The following is a 21,651-nucleotide window of genomic DNA, read 5'->3' on the forward strand; positions in this document are numbered from 1 at the left end:
CGTAGTGTGCGAATGGGCGCCGTTGTGCGTTGAGCGTCCGCTTCAGCGGACAACGCCCCAACCGAGCCTGACAGGCCGAGCCTGCTGCAGCGCCCCTCGGATGGGTGGCGGGATGGCCGCCACTGCGGGCAGCCATGAGAATCGGCAGCGATTATAGCCGTGGCTGTGTGACACACCCAAGGCTTTCTGTCGATTTATCGCGACGATAGTCGATGTTCAATGGAGCGGCGGCGGCCGCTCTGCCATCATTACTTCACGTTAGCCAAGCAGGTCAGGAGTAAAGATGAACTTTCACACCCGCAAATGGGTAAAACCCGAAGACCTCAACCCCAACGGCACGCTGTTCGGCGGCAGCTTGCTGCGCTGGATCGACGAAGAAGCGGCAATCTATGCCATCGTCCAGCTGGGCAATCAGCGCGTGGTGACCAAGTACATGTCGGAGATCAACTTCGTCAGTGCCTCGCGCCAGGGCGACATCATCGAGCTGGGCATCACGGCCACCGAGTTTGGCCGTACCTCGATCACCCTCAAGTGCGAAGTACGCAACAAGATTACCCGCAAGAGCATTCTGACGGTCGACAAGATGGTCTTCGTCAACCTGGGCGAAGACGGCTTGCCGGCGGCCCATGGGCGGACCGAGATCAAGTACGTCCAGGACCAGTTCCCGGACTCCGCAGTCGAGTGACAATTCGGGGGCCGCGACGCGGCCCCTGCCTTTCAAGGCTGTGCACTGACCTTGCGAACCACCCGGCCAATGCTCAAACCCTGCACCAGGATCGACGACAACACCACGATGTAAGTGATCGACAGCAGCAGGTCACGTTCCGCGCCCAGTGGCAGCGACAGCGCCAGGGCCACCGAAACCCCGCCACGCAGACCACCCCAGGTCAGAACTCGCACAGTGCCTTTCGGCACTGGCCGCCAGCGGCGCAACAGCACGATTGCCGGGGCCACGGTCAGCAGCCGCGACAGCAGCACCGCCAACGCCAGCACGCCACCCGCCGCCAGGTGCAGCCAGTTGAACGGCAACAGCAACAGTTCCAGGCCGATCAGGGCGAACAGCAGGGCGTTGAGCATGTCATCGATCAGCTCCCAGAAGCCGTCCATGTAGCGGCGGGTCATGTCGTTCATTGCCAGGTTGCGCCCCAGGTTACCGATGATCAGGCCCGCGACCACCATGGCGATCGGTGCCGAAACATGCAGCTCGTAGCACATCGCCGAACCACCGATCACCAGCGCCAGGGTCAACATTACCTCGACCTGGTACTGCTCGACGCTCTTGATCATGCGGTAGGTGGCATAGCCGATCACGCCGCCGAACAGCACGCCGCCGATTGCTTCGCGGGCGAACAGGATGGCGGTGTCGGAGACGCTCGGCGTTTCGCCGAGTTGGATGATGCCCAGCAACACGGTAAACACCACCACCGCAGTACCGTCGTTGAACAACGACTCGCCGACGATGGTGGTCTTAAGCGGCTTTGAGGCGTTGGCGGTTCGCAGCGCGCCCAGCACGGCGATCGGGTCGGTCGGGGAGATCAGCGCGCCGAACAGCAGGCAGTAGATCAGCGGCACCTGCCAGCCGAACATCGCGAACACCCAGTGCGACAGGTAGCCGATCACCACGGTGGCAATCAGCACACCCAGTGTGGCCAGCAGGCCGATCGGCCAGCGATAACTGCGCAGGTCGCTGAGGTTGACGTGCAATGCGCCGGCGAACAGCAGGAAGGCCAGCATCCAATGCATCAGCAGGTCGTTGAAATCGATCTGGTTCATCAAACCTTCGACGCGTTCTTCCAGGCCGGGGAAGCCGATCAGGCTCAGACCCTGCAGCATCAGGGAGAACAGCAACGCCGTGACCATCACGCCGATGGCGGGTGGCAGGCCGATGAAGCGGTAATTTACATAGGTGAGGAGGGTGGTGAGGCAGATAAACGCGGCAACTAGTTCAAGCATCCCGAATCCTGTGACAATGGCTTCCAAGTCGTTACCCGAATGGCTCGGGCAGTTCTTTGATGATCTGGCGAGGGGCTCGGGACACACTTTCTGACTGTGCAGATAGACCGCGTATCCGTTGTGAGGTTTCCTGCATGCGGTTTCAGGCTTCTGTTTTGGCCGTTGGGCGCTTGCCGATTGGCAGCATGACGGGATGACGCTGTAAGCCTGAACCCGGCAGGGCGACTTCAGCGATTCGGGCTGCGAAATATCTGTCGAAAGGCTCCCAGTCAGGGTACTCCTCAGGCGAAACAGACATCGCCATCAAACGCCCCACCAAGCCGCAGATCCAGTCTGCGCATTGAAGTGTCTGGAAAAGGTGGCTTTCGCCCTGCAGGGGAGGCTCTACCAAGCTTCGGCATTTTTCAGTGGCATCGTGACGTTACGTGTCGTGAAGAGTTTGGAACCTTTCTTTTCCCACTGATAGGCGGGGAGGCTCCTGGGGTTTTCATGGGCTATGTCCCAGACAAGTAGCTGGCATTTCAGTTGATAGAAGAAGATGGCGAACTCTCGCACTTCTTCAGCTGGGATAAGAATCCTACCCAGGCCAAACACGGGGCTGGTCTTGAATTGGCTGTGTGTACGCGAGATGTATTGCCCGACATGGCCGAATTCGTCGAGGTAGGCCACAAAGTGAGTCATGAGTTCCGGGGTTCCTTGCCCCCAGAAACACGAAAGCCCGCTTGCTTGCGCATCGCGGGCCTCGGAAGGTAGGCACGGGTTACCCCATGCCTTATGGCGATCCTAAACCTGCGCGTGTCGAAGCGTCAATCGTGTTTCGTAAGTGAGTGTGTATTCGTAGTGGTGGCTGCGTTCAGGTGCAGCACGAGCGCCCAACTACATGCGATGCGGTCCGTTATGAGTGTATTGAATGATGAGGCGAGAAACGGCTTTCTGAGGTGGCTGAAACTTCTACTGAACTTGTAGTCTTTTTCAGTAGCCTGACGCTGCCCCGAGGTATAGTGCTGCGGCCCCATTTGAACCCAAGGCAAGGACTCTCTCGCGTGCTGGCAACTTCCCTGGTATTGGTCGCCGCCCTGCTGCATGCGACCTGGAACACCCTGATCAAATTCAGTGCCGAGCGCCTGTTGGTGATCGCCAGCATGGACGTCGTGGCGTTGCTGTTCGCCGTGTGCGCGGTGGCCTTCACCGAGTTCCCGCCCGCCGAGATCTGGCCTTGGTTGCTGGCTTCGGCGCTGGCCGAGCAGTTGTACCGGTTTCTGCTGATCCAGGCCTATCGGGTCGGGGATCTGGGGCTGGTCTATCCTCTGATGCGCGGCCTGTCGCCGTTGGTGGTGCTGGGGCTGACCCTGGCGTTTGCCGGTGAGTCGCTCAGCTCGCAGCAGATAATCGGCATCCTGCTGATCCCGTGTGGCATGGCGTGCCTGTTGTGGCAGGGTGGCGGTGGTGACCGGTTGCCGTGGTCGATGCTGCCGGTGGTTGCGCTGATCGGGCTGTGTATCGGTTGCTATACCTGGTTCGACGGCCAGGCGGTGCGGTTGTGGAGTAAGCCTTGGGATTACCTGGTGTGGTTGACGCTGCTCAGCGCCTGGCCATTCCCGTTGCTGGCCAGCGTGGCGCGCAGGGCGCCGTTCGTGCTGTTCTGGCGTACCCAATGGCGCTTGGGCCTGGCTGTGGGCTTTTGCGTGCTGTTCAGTTACGCACTGGTGTTGTGGGCCATGCACCTGGGGTCGGTGGCAGAAGCGGCAGCTCTGCGCGAATTGAGTGTGATCCTGGTGGTACTGCTCGGTATGCGCTACCTCAAAGAACCTTTTGGCGGGCCGAGACTCCTAGCTTGCGGGCTGGTCCTGGCAGGCATGCTGGTGATGAAGCTCTGACCTCACGATCGAACAAGGAGTCCTGTCCATGACCGTTGCCCTGTGGTGCATTCTCATCGCGTTGTTTCTGGCGCCGCTGTGCGCATTGATCGCTAAAGTGTCGAGCGGCCGCTTCGGGCTCAAGGACAACTATGACCCGCGCGCCTTCCTCGACACGCTGTCGGGCTTGCCGCGCCGTGCGCATGTCGCCCAGCAGAATAGCTACGAGGCTTTTCCGGCATTTGCAGCGGCGGTGCTGGTGGCAGATATCGTCGGTAATGCCGAACAGGTGACCCAGGATGTGCTGGGTGTGATGTATATCACCAGCCGCCTGCTCTACATCATCTGCTATTTGGCGGACTGGGCGGCGTTGCGCTCGCTGGTATGGTTTGCCGGGTTGGCGATTATCGTGGCGTTCTTTGTGGTTTCCATCTGATATCGAGTCGCCTGCTTCGCGGGACAAGCCCGCTCCTACGGGTAAAGCGCAGGATCGACGGCTTGCGCGATACCTGTAGGAGCGGGCTTGTCCCGCGAAGCAGGCGGCTCGGTCTTCAAAGAACCTTGGGCACCTCAGGCAACGGTTTGCCCTTGGGCCAGAGCATCCAGATCTGCCCCTGCTGCTTCATGTTCCCGGCCAGTTCGCCAGCCGCCGGCCCAGTGCCCCAGAACAGGTCGGCACGCACTTCGCCGGCAATTGCTCCGCCCGTATCCTGAGCCCCCACCGGACGTACCACCGGCGTGCCGTCGGGGCGCGTGGTCGACAGCCACAACAAGCTGCCCAGCGGGATCACTTTGCGGTCGATGGCCACGCTGTAGCCCGCTGTCAGCGGCACGTTCAATGAGCCACGCGGCCCTTCGTTGCTGTCCGGGCGGGCACTGAAGAACACATAGCTAGGGTTGCTGGCCAGCAGTTCCGGCACGCGCTGCGGGTTGGCCATGGCCCAGGCGTGAATGCTGCCCATGGTCACGTCTTCTTTTTTCAACTGGCCTTGTTCCACCAGCCAGCGGCCGATTGGCCGGTAGGGGTGGCCGTTCTGGTCGGCATAGCCCAGCCGAAGCTGGCGGCCATCTTCCAGCTGGATTCTGCCTGAGCCCTGAATCTGCAGGAACTGCAGGTCCATCGGATCGGTCAGCCAGGCCAGCACGGGTGCCTTGACCCCATCGCGGCTGATCACCTCGGCAGTGTCGTAAGGTTTGAGCACGCGACCGTCCAGGCGGCCACGCAGGCGCTTGCCTTTAAGTTCGGGGTACACGCTGGCCAGGTCGACCACGATCATGTCATCGGGTACGCCATAAACCGCCACGTGCGCCGCTTCAGTACGCTTCAAGCTGCCGGGGTAGACCGGTTCGTAATAGCCGGTGATCAGGCCGTTGGCGTTGTTGTCGGCGGAACGCAGGCCATACACCTGCAGGTTCTGCTCAAGGAACGTGCGCACCTGGGTGGCGCTCGCTGTGTCGCTGCCGGCCGCTTCGCAGGTGGCGGCCCACACCGGGTCGCGTTTGAGTTTTTCGCAGCCGTTGCGCCAGGCGTAGAAGCCGGCCAGCAAGTCTTCATCGCTGACCGCAGGCAGGTCTTTCCAGGTGGCCGGGGCATAGGTGGCGATGGCATGAGGCTCGGGCTTGGCGTTTTCGCCGCCGTTGCAGCCGGCCAGCAGGGCGAGTGCCGGGAGTGTCCAGGCCAGATGGCGCAGGGCAGATTTCATCAGTGGGTACCTGTGGCTGGCGAACATGAATATTCGCCCTTGTATTTTATGTGGCTATTGGTCTTTGCCTGGCGGGCGGCGATACTGGCCGCCCCTTTGCGTAGGCTGAAGTGACCGTGATGTTCAAGCGATTGACCGTAGTACTGCTGGCTGCCCTTGCCCTGACTGCCTGTGACCGGGTCGACCCCAACTCGCCGCTGGGCAAGCGCAAGGCAATCTTCAAGGACATGCTCAAGACCAGCGAAGACCTGGGTGGCATGTTGCGCGGGCGCTTGCCCTTCGACGGGGTGAAGTTCGCCGATGGTGCGTTGAAGCTTGATGGCCTTGCCCATGCGCCGTGGCAGCATTTTCCGCAGGTGCGGGATGAGGGCGACAGTAGCGCACGGCCGGAGGTGTGGGAGCGGCAGGCGCATTTCCATGACCTTGCCCGGCAACTGGAAGGTGTGACCGGCGAATTGGTCGACGTGACGCGGACCCAGCCATTGGACGCGGCGCAATTGAAGGCACCGATGGACAAGGTCGAGGCGGCGTGCAAGGCGTGCCATAACGAATTCCGCAATCATTGATCGCCTGCGTCAACAGGCGATCAGCAAGGATCAACGGTCCAGGTCGTCCACGGCTTCCTGCAGCTCTTTACGGGACTCGGCAAGCTTGTCCTTGCGCTTGTTGATCTTTTCCGCGTCGCCTTTTTTCTCGGCCTTCTTCAGGTCTTTCTCGCGCTGTGCCACTTCATGGCGGGCATCGAGCACTTTCTGCTCGCGCTCTTTGCGCAGGCTGGCGTCGGTGCAATTGTCAACGCCACGCAGTGCTTCCTCAAGCCCTGCCACCTGATCACTGTTGCCGTGGTCGCGGGCGATTTTCAGCTGGTTCTCGATGGCACTGCGCTTGGCGGCGCAACCGGTCAGGCCTTCTTCGGGTTGGGCGGCTTGGGTGACGCCGGCAGAGAGACCAAGCGTGGTCAGCAGCGCCAAGGTGGAAATCAATTTCATCAAAGCCTCCTTGAGGGGGCGGGGCAGCAAAAGATGGGGCAAATCCTGCCTTGCTTTTGACGATTTAGGAACCCTTGTTGGATATTTCTGGAACAATCCAGGCATTTTCCTACAACAGTTTTTGTTATAACTCATTGCCTCACGCGGGTGGCAGCGGCAGGAAACCCCTGGATGCCGCTTTCGCTCAGCTTTTGAGCCAGGGCCTGCACGTGCTCAGCCGCAAAAAATGCTTGTAGTTGGCTGGCACGGATTGCGCCAATGCCGGGCAGGGCTTGCCATTCAGCGGCTGAGCGCCGGGCGAGGGTCGCCCAGTCGTCCTCGATTGGCAGATTGCGTGGTATCGGCACGCCAAGACCGGTGATCCACTGGTCGAAAGGTCTGGCGCGGCCAGCCTCGAAGCTTCGTTGCAAGCGCCTGGCGCTGGTATCGCTGATGCCAGGCAACTGGGCCAGTAGCTTGGCGTCCAGCTCAAGCCAGTCGGTCAGCGACGTTACCAGCCCGGCCTGTACCAGCCGTCGCCAAGTTCCGCGCCCGGTGCCCGGCATGGCCAGGCCATGTTTGCCACTGAGCCAGGTGAGGCGAGCAATGAATTGCTCTTCGCAGTTTTCAACAGCTTGCCAGCAGGTCAAGGCGCCGTATTGATCCAACGCAGGAACCGTCAAGTCTTGGCGCTCGATGGCGCGGTGCACAACCTGCTCGAAGCGCGGGATGGTCAACCCCGCCAGGCTGATGGCTACCTGGTCCCCCGGGCGAATATCGAGTGCCTGCCAGCGAGCCAGGGAGCCCAGGCTCACCTGGGTAACACGGCGGTCGTCGAGTTGTACCGGCTGCAGCTTCAGGACCGGTGTGATTCGGCCTGTGCGACCGATGCGAAAGTGCACGTCACGCACTTCGCTCAATACCTGGGCAAAGGGATGCTTCCAGGCTGCGATCCAGTAAGGTGCATTGGTCTGCCAGCGCGCAGCGGATGGCCGCGTGTTCTGGCGCAGGATCACTCCGTCCGTGGCGAAGGGCAGGGCAGAGCGATACCAGTGCTGGCGCCAGTGTGCAGCTTCGCCAGCACTGCCGATGGCCACGCTGTAGCGCTGGCTGTCGGGGAAACCCAGTGCAGCGAGCCGGGCCACACGCTCGCCCTGATCGTTCGGCCCTTGCGGCCAGTCCCAGACAAACAGCGCAATATCTGCGCCTTGTTCACGGGCCAGCTGCTTGCGCGCCAACAACCCCGCTACGGTGGCGCGGGCGTTGGCGCTACCGTTGCGTGCCTGCACATGGTCATCCAGGCGCAGGTACAGCTCGCCTTGCAGGATCAGGTCCAGTGAGCTTGGCAATTGCCGGTTGATGCCTTCCAGAACCTTGATATGCCGGCTCCAGTCATGCCCGTGGGTGCCGTCACCCCTGCTGAGCAGTTGGGTCAGGCTGCCTTGCTGATAAACCAGGGTCACCGCGACGCCATCGACCTTCGGTTGTAGCCAGACACCTGTCTTGCCGGCCATCCACTGGCTCACGGCCTGTTCATCCGGCAGCTTGTCGACGCCGGTGTGTGGGATCGGGTGGGCAATCGGCCCGCGTGCGCTGGCCAGTGAATCCAGCTCGCTCTGCAGTGAGAAACACCCTTGCAGGTGCAGCAAGCGTTGCCGGCTCTGGTCATAGACCGCATCGGGCACCAGGGACTTGCCCAGGCGATGGTAGTGGTCATCCCATTGGCTAACTGTCGCGCGCAGGCGGGTGACTTCTGTGCGAGCCCGCTCGACTGACCAGGTTGGGCAGTCAGCGGCTTGCGCGTTGAACGATAGAGCGAGCAGGAACATGAGCACTAATGGCATGGCCAGCATCCTTGCTTGGCAGAGGGGAAGCCTCAGCCTAGGCAACGCAAGCGAGCGTTGTGCCGCGCAGTTGTCAGCCGATATGTCACAAAAAAAGCCCCTGCCGATCACCCGGCAGGGGCTTTCATTTACCGCTGTAGGAAAATTACAGGCCGGCAGCGTCACGCAGCGCCTGGGCGCGGTCGGTGCGTTCCCAGGTGAAGGTGGTGAAGGTGTCGTCGCCGACGGTCTTCTGCTGCGGCTCGCGGCCGAAGTGGCCGTAGGCAGCGGTTTCCTGGTACATCGGGTGCAGCAGGTCGAGCATCTTGGTGATGGCGTACGGGCGCAGGTCGAAGCACTCGCGCACGATCTGGATGATCTTGTCGTCGGAAACCTTGCCGGTGCCGAAGGTGTTGATCGAGATGGAGGTCGGCTGGGCCACGCCGATGGCGTAGGACACCTGGATCTCGCAGCGCTCGGCCAGGCCGGCGGCAACGATGTTCTTGGCCACGTAGCGGCCGGCGTAGGCGGCGGAACGGTCGACCTTGGACGGGTCCTTGCCGGAGAACGCGCCGCCACCGTGCCGGGCCATGCCGCCGTAGGAGTCGACGATGATCTTGCGGCCGGTCAGGCCGCAGTCGCCCACCGGGCCACCGATGATGAAGTTGCCGGTCGGGTTGATGTGGAACTGGGTGCCTTTGTGCAGCAGTTCGGCCGGCAGGGTGTGCTTGACGATCAGCTCCATTACGGCTTCCTGCAGGTCTTTCAGCGAGACCTCAGGGTTGTGCTGGGTCGACAGGACAACCGCGTCGATACCGACGACCTTGCCGTTCTCGTAACGGCAGGTGACCTGCGACTTGGCGTCAGGGCGCAGCCACGGCAGCAGGCCGGACTTGCGCGCTTCGGCCTGGCGCTCGACCAGGCGGTGCGAGAAGCAGATCGGCGCTGGCATCAGTACGTCGGTTTCGTTGCTGGCGTAGCCGAACATCAGGCCTTGGTCACCCGCACCCTGGTCTTCCGGCTTGGAGCGGTCGACGCCCTGGGCGATGTCCACCGACTGCTTGCCGATGATGTTCATCACGGCGCAGGTGGCGCCGTCGAAGCCGACGTCGGAGCTGTTGTAGCCGATGTCGATGATGACCTTGCGCACCAGCTCTTCCAGGTCGACCCAGGCGGAGGTGGTGACTTCGCCGGCGATGATGGCGACACCGGTCTTGACCAGGGTTTCGCACGCTACGCGGGCGTACTTGTCCTGGGTGATGATGGCATCAAGGACCGCGTCCGAAATCTGGTCGGCGATCTTGTCCGGATGCCCTTCGGACACGGACTCGGAGGTGAAAAGGGAGTATTCGCTCATCTCGACGGGTTCCTAAAATTTACCGATGGTGAGTGTCGCCAGTCGTCCGCTGAAAGTGGCGGACCTGTATCTGGAAACCGTTACGCAAGCCCACATAGAGGCTATCCCCGGGGGCCAGCCCGGCTGCTGTGGCCCAACGGGCCAGGTCGTCCTGTTCGAAGCCCAGCCAGAGGTCGCCGCAGGCTTCCCGCGCCCAACCCTGGTCATGGCTGCACAGTTCGGTGACCAGCAGGCTGCCGCCTGCCTTCACCCGTTTGGCCAGCTGGCGCAGGGCCAGGGCCGGGTCGCTGAAATGGTGCAGGACCATGTTCAGCACAACGCAGTCGGCTTCCACATCCGTTGCACCCAGTGCATCGGCCAACTGCAGGTATACGTTACCCAGGCGTTCGCGTTCGCAGACCTGGCGCGCCAGCTCGAGCATGGTCGGGCTGTTGTCCAGGGCCGTGACTTGGGCGAAGCGCCGTGCCAGGTCTGGCAGGAAGCCGCCATCGCCTGGGCCGACTTCCAGCGCGCTGGCGGTCGAGGCGAAGTTCAGCTTGTCGAGCAGTGCCAGCAGGCTTTCGCGGTACTGCGGCAAGCCGGCGATGAGGTCTTGCTGGGCGCGGAACTTTTCTTCCACACGCAAGAAGAAGTCCTGGCTGGTGGCGGCGCGGCGTTGCTGCACCTGGGCGATGCGGGCCTGAACATCCTCCGGCAAGGTCAGGTCGTCGACCTCATCGAGCAGGGCCATGTGCAGGCGCCCACCGAAGCGCTGGCCATCGGGCAGCGCGCGACGGTAGAAGATCGCATTGCCTTCACGCCGCGTGGCAACCAACTCGGCCTGGGCCAGCACCTTGAGGTGGTGGCTCATGCCCGACTGGCCGACGTCGAAGATCTGCGCCAGCTCCAGCACGCCGAACGAATCACTGGCCAGGGCACGCAACACGTTCAGGCGCAGCTCGTCGCCACTGGCCTTGCACAGGGCGGCCAGTGTATCGCTTTGCTGAGGGATCGGTTGCGCACGGAGGTTCATGGGGCGGCAGTCTAGACAGGCAGGGCTGCCCCCGCAAGGTCAATATCAAAAAGTTTTGATATTGCCTGATGGGCGGGTGACGCTGGCGGATTTTTCGCCGTTATGGAGGCCAATCACAGGAAAATCCCCCAACTGCGACCATCCGTGATTGCCCCCGGCCCCCGCAGTGGGCGAAAATGGCCGCCTTTTTCGTGACACCACCTATTCAAGCCCCAGGAGATAAGCGATGCCCAGCCGTCGTGAACGTGCCAACGCCATTCGTGCCCTCAGCATGGATGCCGTGCAAAAGGCCAACAGCGGCCACCCAGGTGCCCCCATGGGCATGGCGGATATCGCCGAAGTGCTTTGGCGCGACTACATGAAGCACAACCCGAGCAACCCGAAGTTCGCTGACCGTGACCGCTTCGTGCTGTCCAACGGCCACGGCTCGATGCTCATCTATTCGCTGCTGCACCTGACCGGCTACGATGTCACCATCGATGACATCAAAGGCTTCCGCCAGCTGCACAGCCGCACCCCGGGCCACCCGGAGTACGGCTACACCCCAGGCGTCGAAACCACCACCGGCCCGCTCGGTCAGGGTATCGCCAACGCCGTGGGCTTCGCCCTGGCGGAAAAAGTCCTGGCGGCCCAGTTCAACCGTGACGGCCACACCATCGTCGACCACAACACCTACGTGTTCCTCGGCGACGGCTGCATGATGGAAGGTATCTCCCACGAAGTCGCCTCGCTGGCCGGCACCCTGGGCCTGAACAAGCTGATCGCTTTCTACGACGACAACGGCATCTCCATCGACGGCGAAGTCCACGGCTGGTTCACCGACAACACCCCGGCGCGTTTTGAAGCCTATAACTGGCAGGTCATCCGTAACGTCAACGGCCATGATGCCGATGAAATCAAGATGGCCATCGAGACCGCGCGCAAGAGCGACCGTCCGACCCTGATCTGCTGCAAGACCATCATCGGTTTCGGCTCGCCGAACAAGCAGGGTAAGGAAGACTGCCACGGCGCACCGCTGGGCAACGACGAAATCGCCCTGGCCCGCAAGGAACTGAACTGGAACCACGGTCCGTTCGAAATCCCGGCCGACATCTACGCCGAGTGGGATGCCAAGGCTGCCGGCGCCAAGGCCGAAGCCGACTGGAACCAGCGTTTCGACGCCTACGCCAAGGCCTACCCGGAGCTGGCTGCTGAGTTCAAGCGCCGTGACAGCGGCGAGCTGCCGGCTGACTTCAGCGAGAAGGCCCAGGCCTACATCAATGAAGTGGCCGCCAAAGGTGAAACCATCGCCAGCCGCAAGGCCAGCCAGAACGCGCTGAATGCCTTCGGCCCGATGCTGCCTGAGTTCCTCGGCGGTTCGGCTGACCTGGCCGGCTCCAACCTGACCCTGTGGAAAGGCTGCAAGGGCGTCGAGGCCAACGATGCCAGCGGCAACTACGTGTTCTACGGCGTGCGTGAGTTCGGCATGACCGCGATCATGAACGGCGTTGCCCTGCACGGTGGCCTGGTACCTTACGGCGCGACCTTCCTGATGTTCATGGAATACGCCCGTAATGCCGTGCGCATGTCGGCGCTGATGAAGCAGCGCGTGATCCACGTCTACACCCACGACTCCATCGGCCTGGGCGAAGACGGCCCGACTCACCAGCCGATCGAGCAGCTGACCAGCCTGCGCAGCACGCCGAACCTGGACACCTGGCGCCCAGCCGACGCGGTCGAATCGGCCGTGTCCTGGAAAAACGCCCTGGAGCGCAAGGACGGCCCATCGGCGCTGATCTTCTCGCGTCAGAACCTGCAGCACCAGGAGCGCGACGCCCAGCAGATCGCTGACATCAGCCGCGGCGGCTACGTGCTCAAGGATTGCGCTGGCGAGCCTGAGCTGATCCTGATCGCCACCGGTTCGGAAGTGGGCCTGGCCGTTCAGGCGCACGCCAAGCTGACCGAGCAGGGCCGCAAGGTACGCGTGGTTTCCATGCCTTGCACCAGCGTGTTCGATGCCCAGGATGCTGCCTACAAGCAGTCGGTACTACCGGTCGAAGTCGCTGCGCGCATCGCTATCGAAGCCGCTCACGCGGACTTCTGGTACAAGTACGTCGGCCTTGAAGGTCGTATCATTGGCATGACCACCTACGGCGAGTCGGCTCCGGCCGCTGCACTGTTCGAGGAATTCGGCTTCACCCTGGAGAATATCCTGGGCACCGCCGAAGAGCTGCTGGAAGACTGATACAGGCAAGGCGAGGGCCTTGGGCCCTCGCTCGCGGCGCAAGGCCGCTCCCACAGGGTCCGCTTGCACTGCGGTCCTTGTGGGAGCGGCCTTGTGCCGCGAATGGGCCGCATGGCGGCCCCGTTCAACCGCCGGAGTTCACGAGCTACCTATGCCTCACCTGCGTCCCTACAAAGTTGCACTCAACGGTTACGGCCGCATCGGCCGCTGTGTCCTGCGCGCACTGTTCGAGCGGGGGGCAAAGGCCGGTTTCGAGATCGTTGCGCTGAACGACCTGGCCGATCAGGCCAGCATCGAATACCTGACACGCTTCGATTCCACCCACGGGCGTTTCCCCGGCGAGGTGAAGGTCGACGGCGACTGTCTGCACATCAATGGCGACTGCGTGAGAGTCATGCGCAGCGCCACGCCTGAAGGCGTCGACTGGTCCGCCCTGAATGTCGACCTGGTGCTGGAGTGCTCCGGTGTCTACCACACCCGCGCCGATGGCCAGCGCTTCCTCGATGCCGGTGCGCCGCGCGTCTTGTTCTCGCAGCCCATGGCTAGCGAGGCCGATGTCGACGCCACCGTAGTCTACGGCATCAACCAGGATTGCCTGACAGGTAACGAACGTCTGGTGTCCAACGCCTCCTGCACCACAAACTGCGGCGTACCGCTGCTGCGCGTGCTGGACCAGGCATTTGGCATCGAGTACGTGCAGATCACCACCATCCACTCAGCGATGAACGACCAGCCGGTGATCGATGCCTACCACCATGAAGACCTGCGTCGCACGCGCTCGGCCTTCCAATCGGTGATCCCGGTGTCTACTGGCCTGGCGCGCGGTATCGAACGCCTGCTTCCGGAACTTGCCGGGCGAATTCAGGCCAAAGCGGTACGCGTGCCGACCGTCAACGTCTCGTGCTTGGACATCACCCTGCAGACCACCCGCGACACCAGCGCGGCCGAGGTCAATCGGGTGCTTCGCGAGGCAGCGCAGAGCGGCCCGCTCAAAGGCCTGCTGGCCTACACCGAGCTGCCTCACGCCAGCTGTGATTTCAACCACGACCCGCATTCGGCCATCGTCGATGCCAGCCAGACCCGCGTCTCAGGCCCACGCCTGGTGAACCTGCTGGCTTGGTTCGACAACGAATGGGGGTTCGCCAACCGTATGCTCGACGTTGCCGAACACTATCTGCACGTCGTCCACCCAACCCGCAGCAAACAGCCCTGAAGGACTGCATTCATGACCGTGTTGAAGATGACCGACCTCGACCTGCAAGGTAAGCGCGTACTGATCCGCGAAGACCTCAACGTACCTGTGAAGGACGGTGTGGTAACCAGCGATGCGCGTATCCTGGCAGCGCTGCCGACCATCAAGCTGGCCCTGGAAAAGGGTGCGGCGGTAATGGTCTGCTCGCACCTGGGTCGCCCGACCGAAGGCGAATTCTCTGCCGAGAACAGCCTCAAACCTGTCGCCGACTACCTGAGCAAGGCCCTGGGCCGCGAAGTGCCGCTGGTTGCCGACTATCTGGACGGTGTTCAGGTCAACACGGGTGATCTGGTGCTGTTCGAGAACGTGCGCTTCAACAAGGGCGAGAAGAAGAACGCCGACGAGCTGGCACAGAAGTACGCCGCTCTGTGCGACGTGTTCGTCATGGACGCTTTCGGCTCCGCTCACCGCGCTGAGGGCTCGACCCATGGCGTCGCCAAGTTCGCCAAGGTCGCTGCCGCTGGCCCGCTGCTGGCAGCAGAACTGGACGCCCTCGGCAAGGCCCTGAAAGCCCCGGCCAAGCCGATGGCGGCCATCGTCGCCGGCTCCAAGGTGTCGACCAAGCTGGACGTACTGAACAGCCTGAGCAGCGTCTGCGACCAGCTGATCGTCGGTGGCGGCATCGCCAACACCTTCCTCGCCGCTGCCGGCCACCCGGTCGGCAAGTCGCTGTACGAGCCTGACCTGGTCGACACCGCCAAGGCCATCGCCGCCAAGGTCAGCGTGCCACTGCCCGTCGACGTGGTGGTTGCCAAGGCCTTTGCCGAAGACGCCGAAGCCACCGTCAAGGCCATCGCCGACGTAGCCGCCGATGACATGATCCTGGACATTGGTCCGGAGACCGCAGCCAATTTCGCCGAGCTGCTGAAGTCGTCGAAGACCATCCTGTGGAACGGCCCGGTTGGCGTGTTCGAGTTCGATCAGTTCGGCAACGGCACAAAGGTGCTGGCCAAGGCCATCGCTGAGAGCGCTGCGTTCTCCATCGCCGGTGGTGGCGATACCCTGGCTGCCATCGACAAATATGGCGTCAGCAAGGAAATCTCCTACATTTCTACCGGTGGCGGTGCTTTCCTCGAGTTCGTCGAAGGCAAAGTGCTGCCAGCCGTGGCGATCCTGGAAGAGCGGGCAAAAGCCTGACAATGGCGGCGCCTGGCAAAGGGAGCGACCTGATGGTCAAGCAATTGCCTGTGATGATCCTGGCCGGCCTGCTGGGCGCTTGCTCCAGCGGTCCGTCTTCGGATGCCGACCCGGCGCAGCCGCCCAAGGGCGGTTGCTACCAGTCCGAGTGGCAGGCCGAGACCGTGCCGGTCATCAGCAAGCGCGTCGGCCCGCAGGGCCTGGAGAAGTACGACGAAGAACACCAGCACCAAGCGCCGGGTTGCCCTTGAAGAGAACGACGGAATCAAGCGTTTCGTCGGGGCAGGCAACCAAGCGCCCGCTGTGTGGTCATCTAGAGGATATGTAATGAAAGCGCTGCTGGCCTCGATGGCCCTGGCGATACTGGCAGGATGCTCGCTGATGCAGCCTGCACCTTCCGCCCCGGCGGACAACTGGACCCGCTGGGTCTGTGACACCCAGGCCGAAGTGCTGTGGCGATTCGCTGATGCACAACGGGACCAGGTTGACGTGCGCCTCGGCGGCGGTGACCAGGTCTATCGGCTCAAGGCCGAGCCGGGCGCCTCTGGCGCGTTGTACAGCAATGGCGTGCTGGCCTTCCACACCAAGGGCGAAGAAGGCCTGGTGTACTGGGTGGCAACCAACGATCTGATTGGGCGGGGCTGCAAGGCACCGTGACTGGCCGGGCCGCACAGGCGGCCCACACTACTTGAACAGCAACCGCCCCTGCGGCAGGCTTGCACGAAACAAACGACGCTTGTCGGGAGAGAGATACACAATGGCACTCATTAGCATGCGCCAGATGCTGGACCACGCCGCCGAGTTCGGTTACGGCGTTCCGGCTTTCAACGTCAACAACCTCGAGCAGATGCGCGCCATCATGGAAGCGGCCGACAAGACCGACTCCCCAGTGATCGTCCAGGCTTCGGCAGGTGCCCGCAAATACGCCGGTGCCCCATTCCTGCGCCACTTGATTCTGGCCGCCATCGAAGAATTCCCGCACATCCCGGTGTGCATGCACCAGGACCACGGCACCAGCCCTGACGTCTGCCAGCGCTCGATCCAGCTGGGCTTCAGCTCGGTGATGATGGACGGCTCGCTGGGCGAAGACGGCAAGACCCCGACCGACTACGAGTACAACGTCCGCGTTACCCAACAGACCGTGGCCATGGCCCACGCCTGTGGCGTTTCGGTAGAAGGCGAGCTGGGCTGCCTGGGTTCGCTGGAAACCGGCATGGCCGGTGAAGAAGACGGCATCGGTGCCGAAGGCGTGCTGGACCACAGCCAGATGCTGACCGACCCGGAAGAAGCCGCCGACTTCGTCAAGAAGACCCAGGTCGACGCCCTGGCCATCGCCATCGGCACCAGCCACGGTGCCTACAAGTTCACCAAGCCGCCTACCGGTGACGTGCTGGCCATCGACCGCATCAAGGAAATCCACAAGCGCATCCCTAACACCCACCTGGTGATGCATGGTTCTTCTTCGGTGCCGCAAGAGTGGCTGGCGATCATCAACCAGTACGGTGGCGACATCAAAGAGACCTACGGCGTACCGGTCGAAGAGATCGTCGAAGGCATCAAGCACGGCGTGCGCAAGGTCAACATCGACACCGACCTGCGCCTGGCGTCCACCGGTGCCATGCGCCGCCTGATGGCACAGAATCCGAGCGAGTTCGACCCGCGCAAGTTCTTCGGTGAGACCGTCAAAGCCATGCGTGACGTGTGCATCGCCCGTTACGAAGCGTTCGGTACCGCCGGCAATGCCTCCAAGATCAAGCCGATCTCCCTGGAAGGCATGTTCCAGCGCTATCTGAAGGGTGAGCTGGCCGCCAAGGTCAACTGATCCACAGGTGCAGCCATGAGAAACCCGCAGCGATGCGGGTTTTTTATGTGTCGAAAATGCTGCAAGGCAACCGTTAGTCGGCTAACGTGAAACTTATTCACTGATAGCGATCTGATTGCATTGCTTGTCGCAATCGCAGGTCTAGAGTATCAATCGGATCCAATAGCTAGTCGAAGTCGGTCAAATAAGAGAAGCAGCATGGATGGCGCTTACCCTCAACCACTGGATGGCAAATCGGTTCTACTGGTAGTAGACGATTACCCGGAAAATCTCATTAGCATGCGGGCCTTGCTGGCGCGTAATGATTGGCTCGTGCTGACAGCGAGCTCGGGGATGGAAGCCCTGGGTACGTTACTCGAACACGAGGTCGATCTGGTCCTGCTCGATGTGCAGATGCCCGAAATGGACGGCTTCGAGGTCGCCCGCCTGATGCGCGGCAGTCAACGAACCCGGCTGACTCCGATCATCTTCCTCACCGCCAATGAGCAGTCCGATGCCGCCGTGCTCAAGGGCTACGCCAGCGGTGCGGTGGACTACCTGTTCAAACCGTTCGATCCACAGATTCTCAAGCCCAAGGTACAGGCGCAGCTGGACCAGCAGCGCAACCGGCGCATGCTGCAGCGCTTGACCCGTGAACTGGAGACCGCCCGGGCGTTCAATGCCTCAATCCTGGAAAATGCCGCCGAAGGCATCCTGGTGGTCGATGCCGAGGGCGTCATCAGTTTCGCCAATCCGGCGATCTCGCGTTTGATGCACAGCCCCGTCGAGCAACTGCAGGGGGGGCATCTGCTCGATTTGCTGCAGTTGGCCAATGCCACCCTGTGGAGCGAATCCGAGTTCCACAACGCCTATCTCACCCGGCAGATCGTGCGCGTTCATGATGCCCATCTACGTATCCCGAGTAGTGAGCTGGTGCCCGTGGCGCTGTCCTGTGCACCGTTACCAGCGGAGCAGCAGGCCATGGTGGTGACGGTGCTGGACATGTCGGTGGAGCGCAACCTTCACCAGCAGCTCGAGTACCAGGCAGTGACCGACCCATTGACCGGGCTGCTCAACCGCCGCGGCTTCTACCAGGCTGCGGAAGGCGTATTGTTGCGCGGCGAGCGCTCGAACAAGGTCCAGGCCCTGATGTACATGGACCTGGACGGTTTCAAGCGGATCAACGACTCGCTGGGCCACGAAGCCGGTGACCGGGTGCTGAACTGGGTGGCCGAACAGATGAAGGACTGCCTGGGTAGCGAGGCGCTGCTGGCGCGCATGGGGGGCGATGAATTCACCGCATTGTTCGACGGCCTGCCCTATCCGGAACAGGCCGGGCGCCATGCCGAGAAACTGCTTGAGCGGGTGTCGATCCAGCAGCAGGTGGAAGGCATGGATGTGTGCCTGGGTGTCAGCATCGGTATTGCCACCTACCCCGACTGTGGCGGCAATGTCGAAGGCCTGCTGCGCGCCGCCGATACGGCGATGTATGCGGCCAAGCAGGCCGGTCGCCAGCAGTATCGCTTCTATGATCAGGAACTCAATGGCCGTGCGCGCTCACGGCTGATGCTTGAAGACAGCGTGCGCAATGCCGTCGAGGCCCAGGATTTCAGCCTTGTGTACCAACCCCAGGTGGCTTTCGCCGATGGCCAGCTACGGGGCTTCGAAGCCTTGTTGCGCTGGCAGCACCCCAGCGTTGGCGACGTGCCGCCCGGGCTGTTTATCCCATTGCTGGAAGAGGCACGGCTGATCAACCGCCTGGCCAGCTGCATCTACCGCCAGGGTGCCGCCCAACGCCAGGCCTGGTGCCAGCGTTTCGACCCGGAACTGGTGTTGGGTATCAGCCTGAGCCGCGCGCAGTTCACCATGCCCAACCTGGTCGAGGAGCTGCAGCGGGTGATTCAGGATTACCAGCTCGACCCGGCGCAACTGGAGGTCGAGGTTGCCGAGACCTCGCTCATGTACAACATCGACACGGCGATCAAGCAGATTCACCGCCTGCGTGAACTGGGCGTGCGCGTGGCGCTGGACGATTTCGGTGCGGGCGACTGTTCGCTGCGCATGTTGCGTGACTTGCCCATCGACACGTTGAAGCTGGACCGCCATCTGGTGGCACGCCTGCCGGACTCGGCGGCGGATGGTGCGCTGGTGCGCAGTGTCCTCGGGTTGTGCGCGGATTACCGCATCACCGTGGTCGCTGAGGGGGTTGAAACAGAGGCCCAAGCTGCGTGGCTGAAGGCAAACGGTTGCGCTTACGTCCAGGGCTTCCTGGTCGCGCACCCGATGACGGCGGCTGATGCCAGTGGCTTTCCGGCGATTTTTCCCTGGCTGCGGCCGTGATTGGCTAGAATCGGCATTCGTTACGCCGAATGCCATGCCATGACCGTATTACGCTATTTGCAAGCCTACCCACCGCACCTGCAGGAGCAGGTGCGGCAGATGATCGTCAGCGACCGCTTGGGCGAGTACCTGCAGCGCCGCTACCCCGGGCGCCATGACGTGCAGAGCGACAAGGCGCTGTACGGCTTTGCCCAGGACCTGCGCCAGCAATACCTGCGCAGTGCACCCAACCTGGACAAGGTGCTGTTCGACAACCGCCTGGACCTGACTCACCGGGCCCTGGGGCTAAATACCGCGGTTTCGCGGGTGCAAGGCGGCAAGCTAAAGGCGAAGAAGGAAATCCGCATTGCCTCGTTGTTCAAGGAGGCGGCGCCCGAGTTCCTGCGCATGATCGTGGTGCACGAGCTGGCGCACTTGCGCGAGCGCGATCACAACAAGGCGTTCTACCAGCTCTGCCAGCACATGGAGCCGGCTTACCACCAACTGGAATTCGACCTGCGCGTCTACCTGACCTACCGGGAGTTGCCAGGCAACCTGTAAGGATCACGCAGCATGGATGTGAGCAAGACCAAGAGCAGTTTCTACCGCCGCCTGTACGTGGCCTGGCTGATCGACAGCCAGACCGCCACCAGCGTGCCGGCGCTGATGGAGGCCACCGGCATGCCTCGGCGTACGGCACAGGACACCATCGCCGCACTCGCCGACCTGGACATCGTCTGCGAGTTCGAGCAGCAGGAAGGTGCGCGTAACCATGCCGGGCATTACCGCATCCATGACTGGGGGGCGATCGACAAGCAGTGGATCATCCAGCACCTGCGGCAGATCAGGGAAGTACTGGGGTATCCATGACCTTGCGCATGCCGATATGCGGGATGTCATCCTCAAGGTATTCCTCACCCACCACTGCAAAGCCGTGCCGGGCATAGAACCCTTGCAGGTGCGCCTGCGCCGACAGATAGACCGGCGTCCCGTGCCAGCAGTGCCCGGCTGCTTCCAGCCCTTTCATCAGCAGCGGATGACCCAGCTTCAGGTCGCGCACCTCGGGTGAAGTCACCACCCGCCCGATGACCACCTCGCCGCCCTGCGACTGCGGATCGAGCAGGCGCAGGTAGGCCACCAGCTTGTCATCCTGCCAGCCCATGAGATGCAGGGTGTCGCCCGTCAGGTCCTGGCCATCGACTTCCTGGTAGGCACAGCGTTGCTCGACCACGAACACGGCGGTACGCAGTTGCAGGATGGCGTACAGCTCAAGCTTGTCGAGGTCGGAGTGATGCTTGCAAAGCCAGTGGATGGACATGTGATAACTCCTGAAAATGATGGCTGATCATCGCAAATTTTCGCAGCACGGCCAAAATAGAGGCTAAATGACATTATCCGCCGCTGCCCTAGGCAACGGCTTTGTGTAATCTCATTTGCCAATCACCTTTCACAGCGTGTGCCTCCCACTGCAAAAGGACTTCTGCATGCGGCCACTGCTTTGCGCGTTAGGCTTGCTGGGTGTGTTCCTGGCAGCTCCTGCACTTGGCCAGGACAGGCTGCGCCTGGTGGCCGACAACTGGCCGCCGTTCACCGACAGCACCATGCCAGGTGGCGGCTTGGCCACCAGCCTGGTCACCACGGCGCTGGCCCGCGCCGGCTATGCCAGCGGCTACGAGGAAGTGCCTTGGGCGCGGGCGTTGATGGGCATCGGCGAAGGGCGCTACGACGTGCTGATCAGCGCCTGGTACAACGACGCGCGCAAAGAGATCGGGCAGTTTTCAAAAGGCTACCTGAGTAACCGCATTCGCCTGCTCAAGCGCAAGGGCGACACGTTCCGCTACAAAAATCAGGGCGACCTTTATCCCTACAGCATCGCGGTGGTGCGCGACTACGCCTATTCACCGGCGTTCGATGGCGATACCCGCTTGCACAAGGTGCAGGTGCGCAACTTCTCGACTGCCGTGCGCATGCTGGCAGCCGGCAGAGTGAACCTGGCCGTGGAAGATGAATACGTGGCGCGCTACAACCTGCAGCGCGAGCCACAGGATGTGCGCGATAGCGTGACGTTGGAGGAGCCGCTGCTGGCAGAGAACACCCTGCATATTCTGGTGAGCCTGAAGCACCCCGACCACCAGCAGATCGTCGAGCGCTTCGAACAAGCCATCGCCGCGATGAAGGCCGATGGCAGCTATGCACGGCTGATGCGGCAGCATGGCTTTTGATCTCTGGCCCTTTCGCGGGACAAG

22 protein-coding genes and 1 riboswitch are annotated in these 21,651 nt (G+C 62.2%); of the genes, 14 read left to right on the forward strand and 8 right to left on the reverse strand.

From position 1 onward, the window contains the following. Positions 1–7: 7 nt before the first annotated feature. Positions 8–104: riboswitch (S-adenosyl-L-homocysteine riboswitch) on the reverse strand. A gap of 179 nt (positions 105–283) precedes the next feature. Beyond that, the gene (locus tag ACOKS3_RS02280; protein WP_012274534.1) at positions 284–685 is read left to right on the forward strand and encodes an acyl-CoA thioesterase; all 402 of its coding nucleotides are present in this window, start codon (positions 284–286) and stop codon (positions 683–685) included. 32 nt (positions 686–717) lie between these two features. Here the strand turns inward: ACOKS3_RS02280 and ACOKS3_RS02285 are convergent, their stop codons facing one another. Beyond that, positions 718–1,953 carry a cation:proton antiporter gene (locus tag ACOKS3_RS02285; protein ID WP_103445969.1) on the reverse strand — a complete coding sequence of 412 codons (1,236 nt, stop codon included), beginning with the start codon at positions 1,951–1,953 and terminating at the stop codon, positions 718–720. A gap of 384 nt (positions 1,954–2,337) precedes the next feature. Next, complete coding sequence (locus tag ACOKS3_RS02290; protein WP_422763792.1) at positions 2,338–2,634, reverse strand: hypothetical protein; 297 nt, start codon at positions 2,632–2,634, stop codon at positions 2,338–2,340. Between the two features lie 362 nt (positions 2,635–2,996). Between ACOKS3_RS02290 and ACOKS3_RS02295 the strand changes: the two genes are divergently transcribed. Further along, on the forward strand, positions 2,997–3,830 hold the full coding sequence (locus ACOKS3_RS02295) for an EamA family transporter (RefSeq protein WP_422763791.1): 834 nt from the start codon (positions 2,997–2,999) through the stop codon (positions 3,828–3,830). Positions 3,831–3,858: 28 nt separating this feature from the next. Further along, positions 3,859–4,245, forward strand: a complete 387-nt coding sequence (locus ACOKS3_RS02300) for an MAPEG family protein (protein WP_422763790.1) — start codon at positions 3,859–3,861, stop codon at positions 4,243–4,245. 115 nt (positions 4,246–4,360) lie between these two features. On the opposite strand, the gene mltA is transcribed toward ACOKS3_RS02300, so the two are convergent. Next, positions 4,361–5,512, reverse strand: coding sequence for a murein transglycosylase A (mltA, locus tag ACOKS3_RS02305; RefSeq protein ID WP_103445966.1), 1,152 nt, complete (start codon positions 5,510–5,512; stop codon positions 4,361–4,363). 119 nt (positions 5,513–5,631) lie between these two features. Between mltA and ACOKS3_RS02310 the strand changes: the two genes are divergently transcribed. Then, positions 5,632–6,078 carry a c-type cytochrome gene (locus ACOKS3_RS02310; RefSeq protein ID WP_103445965.1) on the forward strand — a complete coding sequence of 149 codons (447 nt, stop codon included), beginning with the start codon at positions 5,632–5,634 and terminating at the stop codon, positions 6,076–6,078. 30 nt (positions 6,079–6,108) lie between these two features. On the opposite strand, the gene ACOKS3_RS02315 is transcribed toward ACOKS3_RS02310, so the two are convergent. From ACOKS3_RS02315 to ACOKS3_RS02330, 4 genes are all read right to left on the reverse strand, one after another. Continuing rightward, positions 6,109–6,501, reverse strand: a complete 393-nt coding sequence (locus ACOKS3_RS02315) for a DUF1090 domain-containing protein (RefSeq protein WP_103445964.1) — start codon at positions 6,499–6,501, stop codon at positions 6,109–6,111. A gap of 131 nt (positions 6,502–6,632) precedes the next feature. Continuing rightward, complete coding sequence (gene ligB / locus ACOKS3_RS02320) at positions 6,633–8,324, reverse strand: NAD-dependent DNA ligase LigB (protein ID WP_422763789.1); 1,692 nt, start codon at positions 8,322–8,324, stop codon at positions 6,633–6,635. 145 nt (positions 8,325–8,469) lie between these two features. After that, positions 8,470–9,660, reverse strand: coding sequence for a methionine adenosyltransferase (gene metK, locus ACOKS3_RS02325; RefSeq protein ID WP_103445962.1), 1,191 nt, complete (start codon positions 9,658–9,660; stop codon positions 8,470–8,472). 19 nt (positions 9,661–9,679) lie between these two features. After that, positions 9,680–10,672: an ArsR/SmtB family transcription factor gene (locus ACOKS3_RS02330; RefSeq protein WP_103445961.1), complete on the reverse strand. Its 993-nt coding sequence runs from the start codon at positions 10,670–10,672 to the stop codon at positions 9,680–9,682. 226 nt (positions 10,673–10,898) lie between these two features. Here ACOKS3_RS02330 and tkt point away from each other — a divergent pair, with 226 nt between their 5' ends. From tkt to ACOKS3_RS02375, 9 genes are all read left to right on the forward strand, one after another. Further along, on the forward strand, positions 10,899–12,896 hold the full coding sequence (tkt, locus tag ACOKS3_RS02335) for a transketolase (protein WP_103445960.1): 1,998 nt from the start codon (positions 10,899–10,901) through the stop codon (positions 12,894–12,896). A gap of 151 nt (positions 12,897–13,047) precedes the next feature. Further along, positions 13,048–14,109 carry an erythrose-4-phosphate dehydrogenase gene (gene epd / locus ACOKS3_RS02340; protein WP_422763788.1) on the forward strand — a complete coding sequence of 354 codons (1,062 nt, stop codon included), beginning with the start codon at positions 13,048–13,050 and terminating at the stop codon, positions 14,107–14,109. Positions 14,110–14,121: 12 nt separating this feature from the next. Continuing rightward, entirely contained in the window at positions 14,122–15,285 is a 1,164-nt protein-coding gene (locus tag ACOKS3_RS02345; protein WP_422763787.1) for a phosphoglycerate kinase, read from the forward strand. A gap of 32 nt (positions 15,286–15,317) precedes the next feature. Next, complete coding sequence (locus tag ACOKS3_RS02350) at positions 15,318–15,536, forward strand: hypothetical protein (protein WP_103446237.1); 219 nt, start codon at positions 15,318–15,320, stop codon at positions 15,534–15,536. A gap of 76 nt (positions 15,537–15,612) precedes the next feature. Further along, on the forward strand, positions 15,613–15,942 hold the full coding sequence (locus tag ACOKS3_RS02355) for an MliC family protein (protein WP_422763786.1): 330 nt from the start codon (positions 15,613–15,615) through the stop codon (positions 15,940–15,942). A gap of 100 nt (positions 15,943–16,042) precedes the next feature. Next, positions 16,043–17,107 carry a class II fructose-bisphosphate aldolase gene (fba, locus tag ACOKS3_RS02360; protein ID WP_008093958.1) on the forward strand — a complete coding sequence of 355 codons (1,065 nt, stop codon included), beginning with the start codon at positions 16,043–16,045 and terminating at the stop codon, positions 17,105–17,107. A 198-nt stretch (positions 17,108–17,305) separates the two neighbouring features. Continuing rightward, positions 17,306–19,426, forward strand: a complete 2,121-nt coding sequence (locus ACOKS3_RS02365; RefSeq protein ID WP_422763785.1) for a putative bifunctional diguanylate cyclase/phosphodiesterase — start codon at positions 17,306–17,308, stop codon at positions 19,424–19,426. Positions 19,427–19,465: 39 nt separating this feature from the next. Then, positions 19,466–19,966: a M48 metallopeptidase family protein gene (locus ACOKS3_RS02370; protein ID WP_103445955.1), complete on the forward strand. Its 501-nt coding sequence runs from the start codon at positions 19,466–19,468 to the stop codon at positions 19,964–19,966. 12 nt (positions 19,967–19,978) lie between these two features. After that, the gene (locus ACOKS3_RS02375; protein ID WP_023378388.1) at positions 19,979–20,275 is read left to right on the forward strand and encodes a winged helix-turn-helix domain-containing protein; all 297 of its coding nucleotides are present in this window, start codon (positions 19,979–19,981) and stop codon (positions 20,273–20,275) included. Here ACOKS3_RS02375 and ACOKS3_RS02380 read toward each other — a convergent pair. Further along, complete coding sequence (locus ACOKS3_RS02380) at positions 20,250–20,723, reverse strand: GNAT family N-acetyltransferase (protein WP_103445954.1); 474 nt, start codon at positions 20,721–20,723, stop codon at positions 20,250–20,252. The two genes, ACOKS3_RS02375 and ACOKS3_RS02380, sit on opposite strands and share 26 nt — an antisense overlap. Before the next feature lie 166 nt (positions 20,724–20,889). Here ACOKS3_RS02380 and ACOKS3_RS02385 point away from each other — a divergent pair, with 166 nt between their 5' ends. Then, the gene (locus ACOKS3_RS02385) at positions 20,890–21,627 is read left to right on the forward strand and encodes a substrate-binding periplasmic protein (RefSeq protein ID WP_103445953.1); all 738 of its coding nucleotides are present in this window, start codon (positions 20,890–20,892) and stop codon (positions 21,625–21,627) included. Positions 21,628–21,651: the final 24 nt, after the last annotated feature.

The sequence above is a fragment of the Pseudomonas sp. HS6-2 genome (assembly GCF_049325675.2).
Classification (GTDB): domain Bacteria; phylum Pseudomonadota; class Gammaproteobacteria; order Pseudomonadales; family Pseudomonadaceae; genus Aquipseudomonas; species Aquipseudomonas putida_N.

Coding starts and splice junctions, on each gene's coding strand:
- ACOKS3_RS02280 (WP_012274534.1), top strand. CDS start 284: ATGAACTTTCACACCCGCAAATGGGTAAAACCCGAAGACCTCAACCCC.
- ACOKS3_RS02285 (WP_103445969.1), bottom strand. CDS start 1,953: ATGCTTGAACTAGTTGCCGCGTTTATCTGCCTCACCACCCTCCTCACC.
- ACOKS3_RS02290 (WP_422763792.1), bottom strand. CDS start 2,634: ATGACTCACTTTGTGGCCTACCTCGACGAATTCGGCCATGTCGGGCAA.
- ACOKS3_RS02300 (WP_422763790.1), top strand. CDS start 3,859: ATGACCGTTGCCCTGTGGTGCATTCTCATCGCGTTGTTTCTGGCGCCG.
- mltA (WP_103445966.1), bottom strand. CDS start 5,512: ATGAAATCTGCCCTGCGCCATCTGGCCTGGACACTCCCGGCACTCGCC.
- ACOKS3_RS02310 (WP_103445965.1), top strand. CDS start 5,632: ATGTTCAAGCGATTGACCGTAGTACTGCTGGCTGCCCTTGCCCTGACT.
- ACOKS3_RS02315 (WP_103445964.1), bottom strand. CDS start 6,501: ATGAAATTGATTTCCACCTTGGCGCTGCTGACCACGCTTGGTCTCTCT.
- ligB (WP_422763789.1), bottom strand. CDS start 8,324: ATGCCATTAGTGCTCATGTTCCTGCTCGCTCTATCGTTCAACGCGCAA.
- metK (WP_103445962.1), bottom strand. CDS start 9,660: ATGAGCGAATACTCCCTTTTCACCTCCGAGTCCGTGTCCGAAGGGCAT.
- ACOKS3_RS02330 (WP_103445961.1), bottom strand. CDS start 10,672: ATGAACCTCCGTGCGCAACCGATCCCTCAGCAAAGCGATACACTGGCC.
- tkt (WP_103445960.1), top strand. CDS start 10,899: ATGCCCAGCCGTCGTGAACGTGCCAACGCCATTCGTGCCCTCAGCATG.
- epd (WP_422763788.1), top strand. CDS start 13,048: ATGCCTCACCTGCGTCCCTACAAAGTTGCACTCAACGGTTACGGCCGC.
- ACOKS3_RS02345 (WP_422763787.1), top strand. CDS start 14,122: ATGACCGTGTTGAAGATGACCGACCTCGACCTGCAAGGTAAGCGCGTA.
- ACOKS3_RS02350 (WP_103446237.1), top strand. CDS start 15,318: ATGGTCAAGCAATTGCCTGTGATGATCCTGGCCGGCCTGCTGGGCGCT.
- ACOKS3_RS02355 (WP_422763786.1), top strand. CDS start 15,613: ATGAAAGCGCTGCTGGCCTCGATGGCCCTGGCGATACTGGCAGGATGC.
- fba (WP_008093958.1), top strand. CDS start 16,043: ATGGCACTCATTAGCATGCGCCAGATGCTGGACCACGCCGCCGAGTTC.
- ACOKS3_RS02365 (WP_422763785.1), top strand. CDS start 17,306: ATGGATGGCGCTTACCCTCAACCACTGGATGGCAAATCGGTTCTACTG.
- ACOKS3_RS02370 (WP_103445955.1), top strand. CDS start 19,466: ATGACCGTATTACGCTATTTGCAAGCCTACCCACCGCACCTGCAGGAG.
- ACOKS3_RS02375 (WP_023378388.1), top strand. CDS start 19,979: ATGGATGTGAGCAAGACCAAGAGCAGTTTCTACCGCCGCCTGTACGTG.
- ACOKS3_RS02380 (WP_103445954.1), bottom strand. CDS start 20,723: ATGTCCATCCACTGGCTTTGCAAGCATCACTCCGACCTCGACAAGCTT.
- ACOKS3_RS02385 (WP_103445953.1), top strand. CDS start 20,890: ATGCGGCCACTGCTTTGCGCGTTAGGCTTGCTGGGTGTGTTCCTGGCA.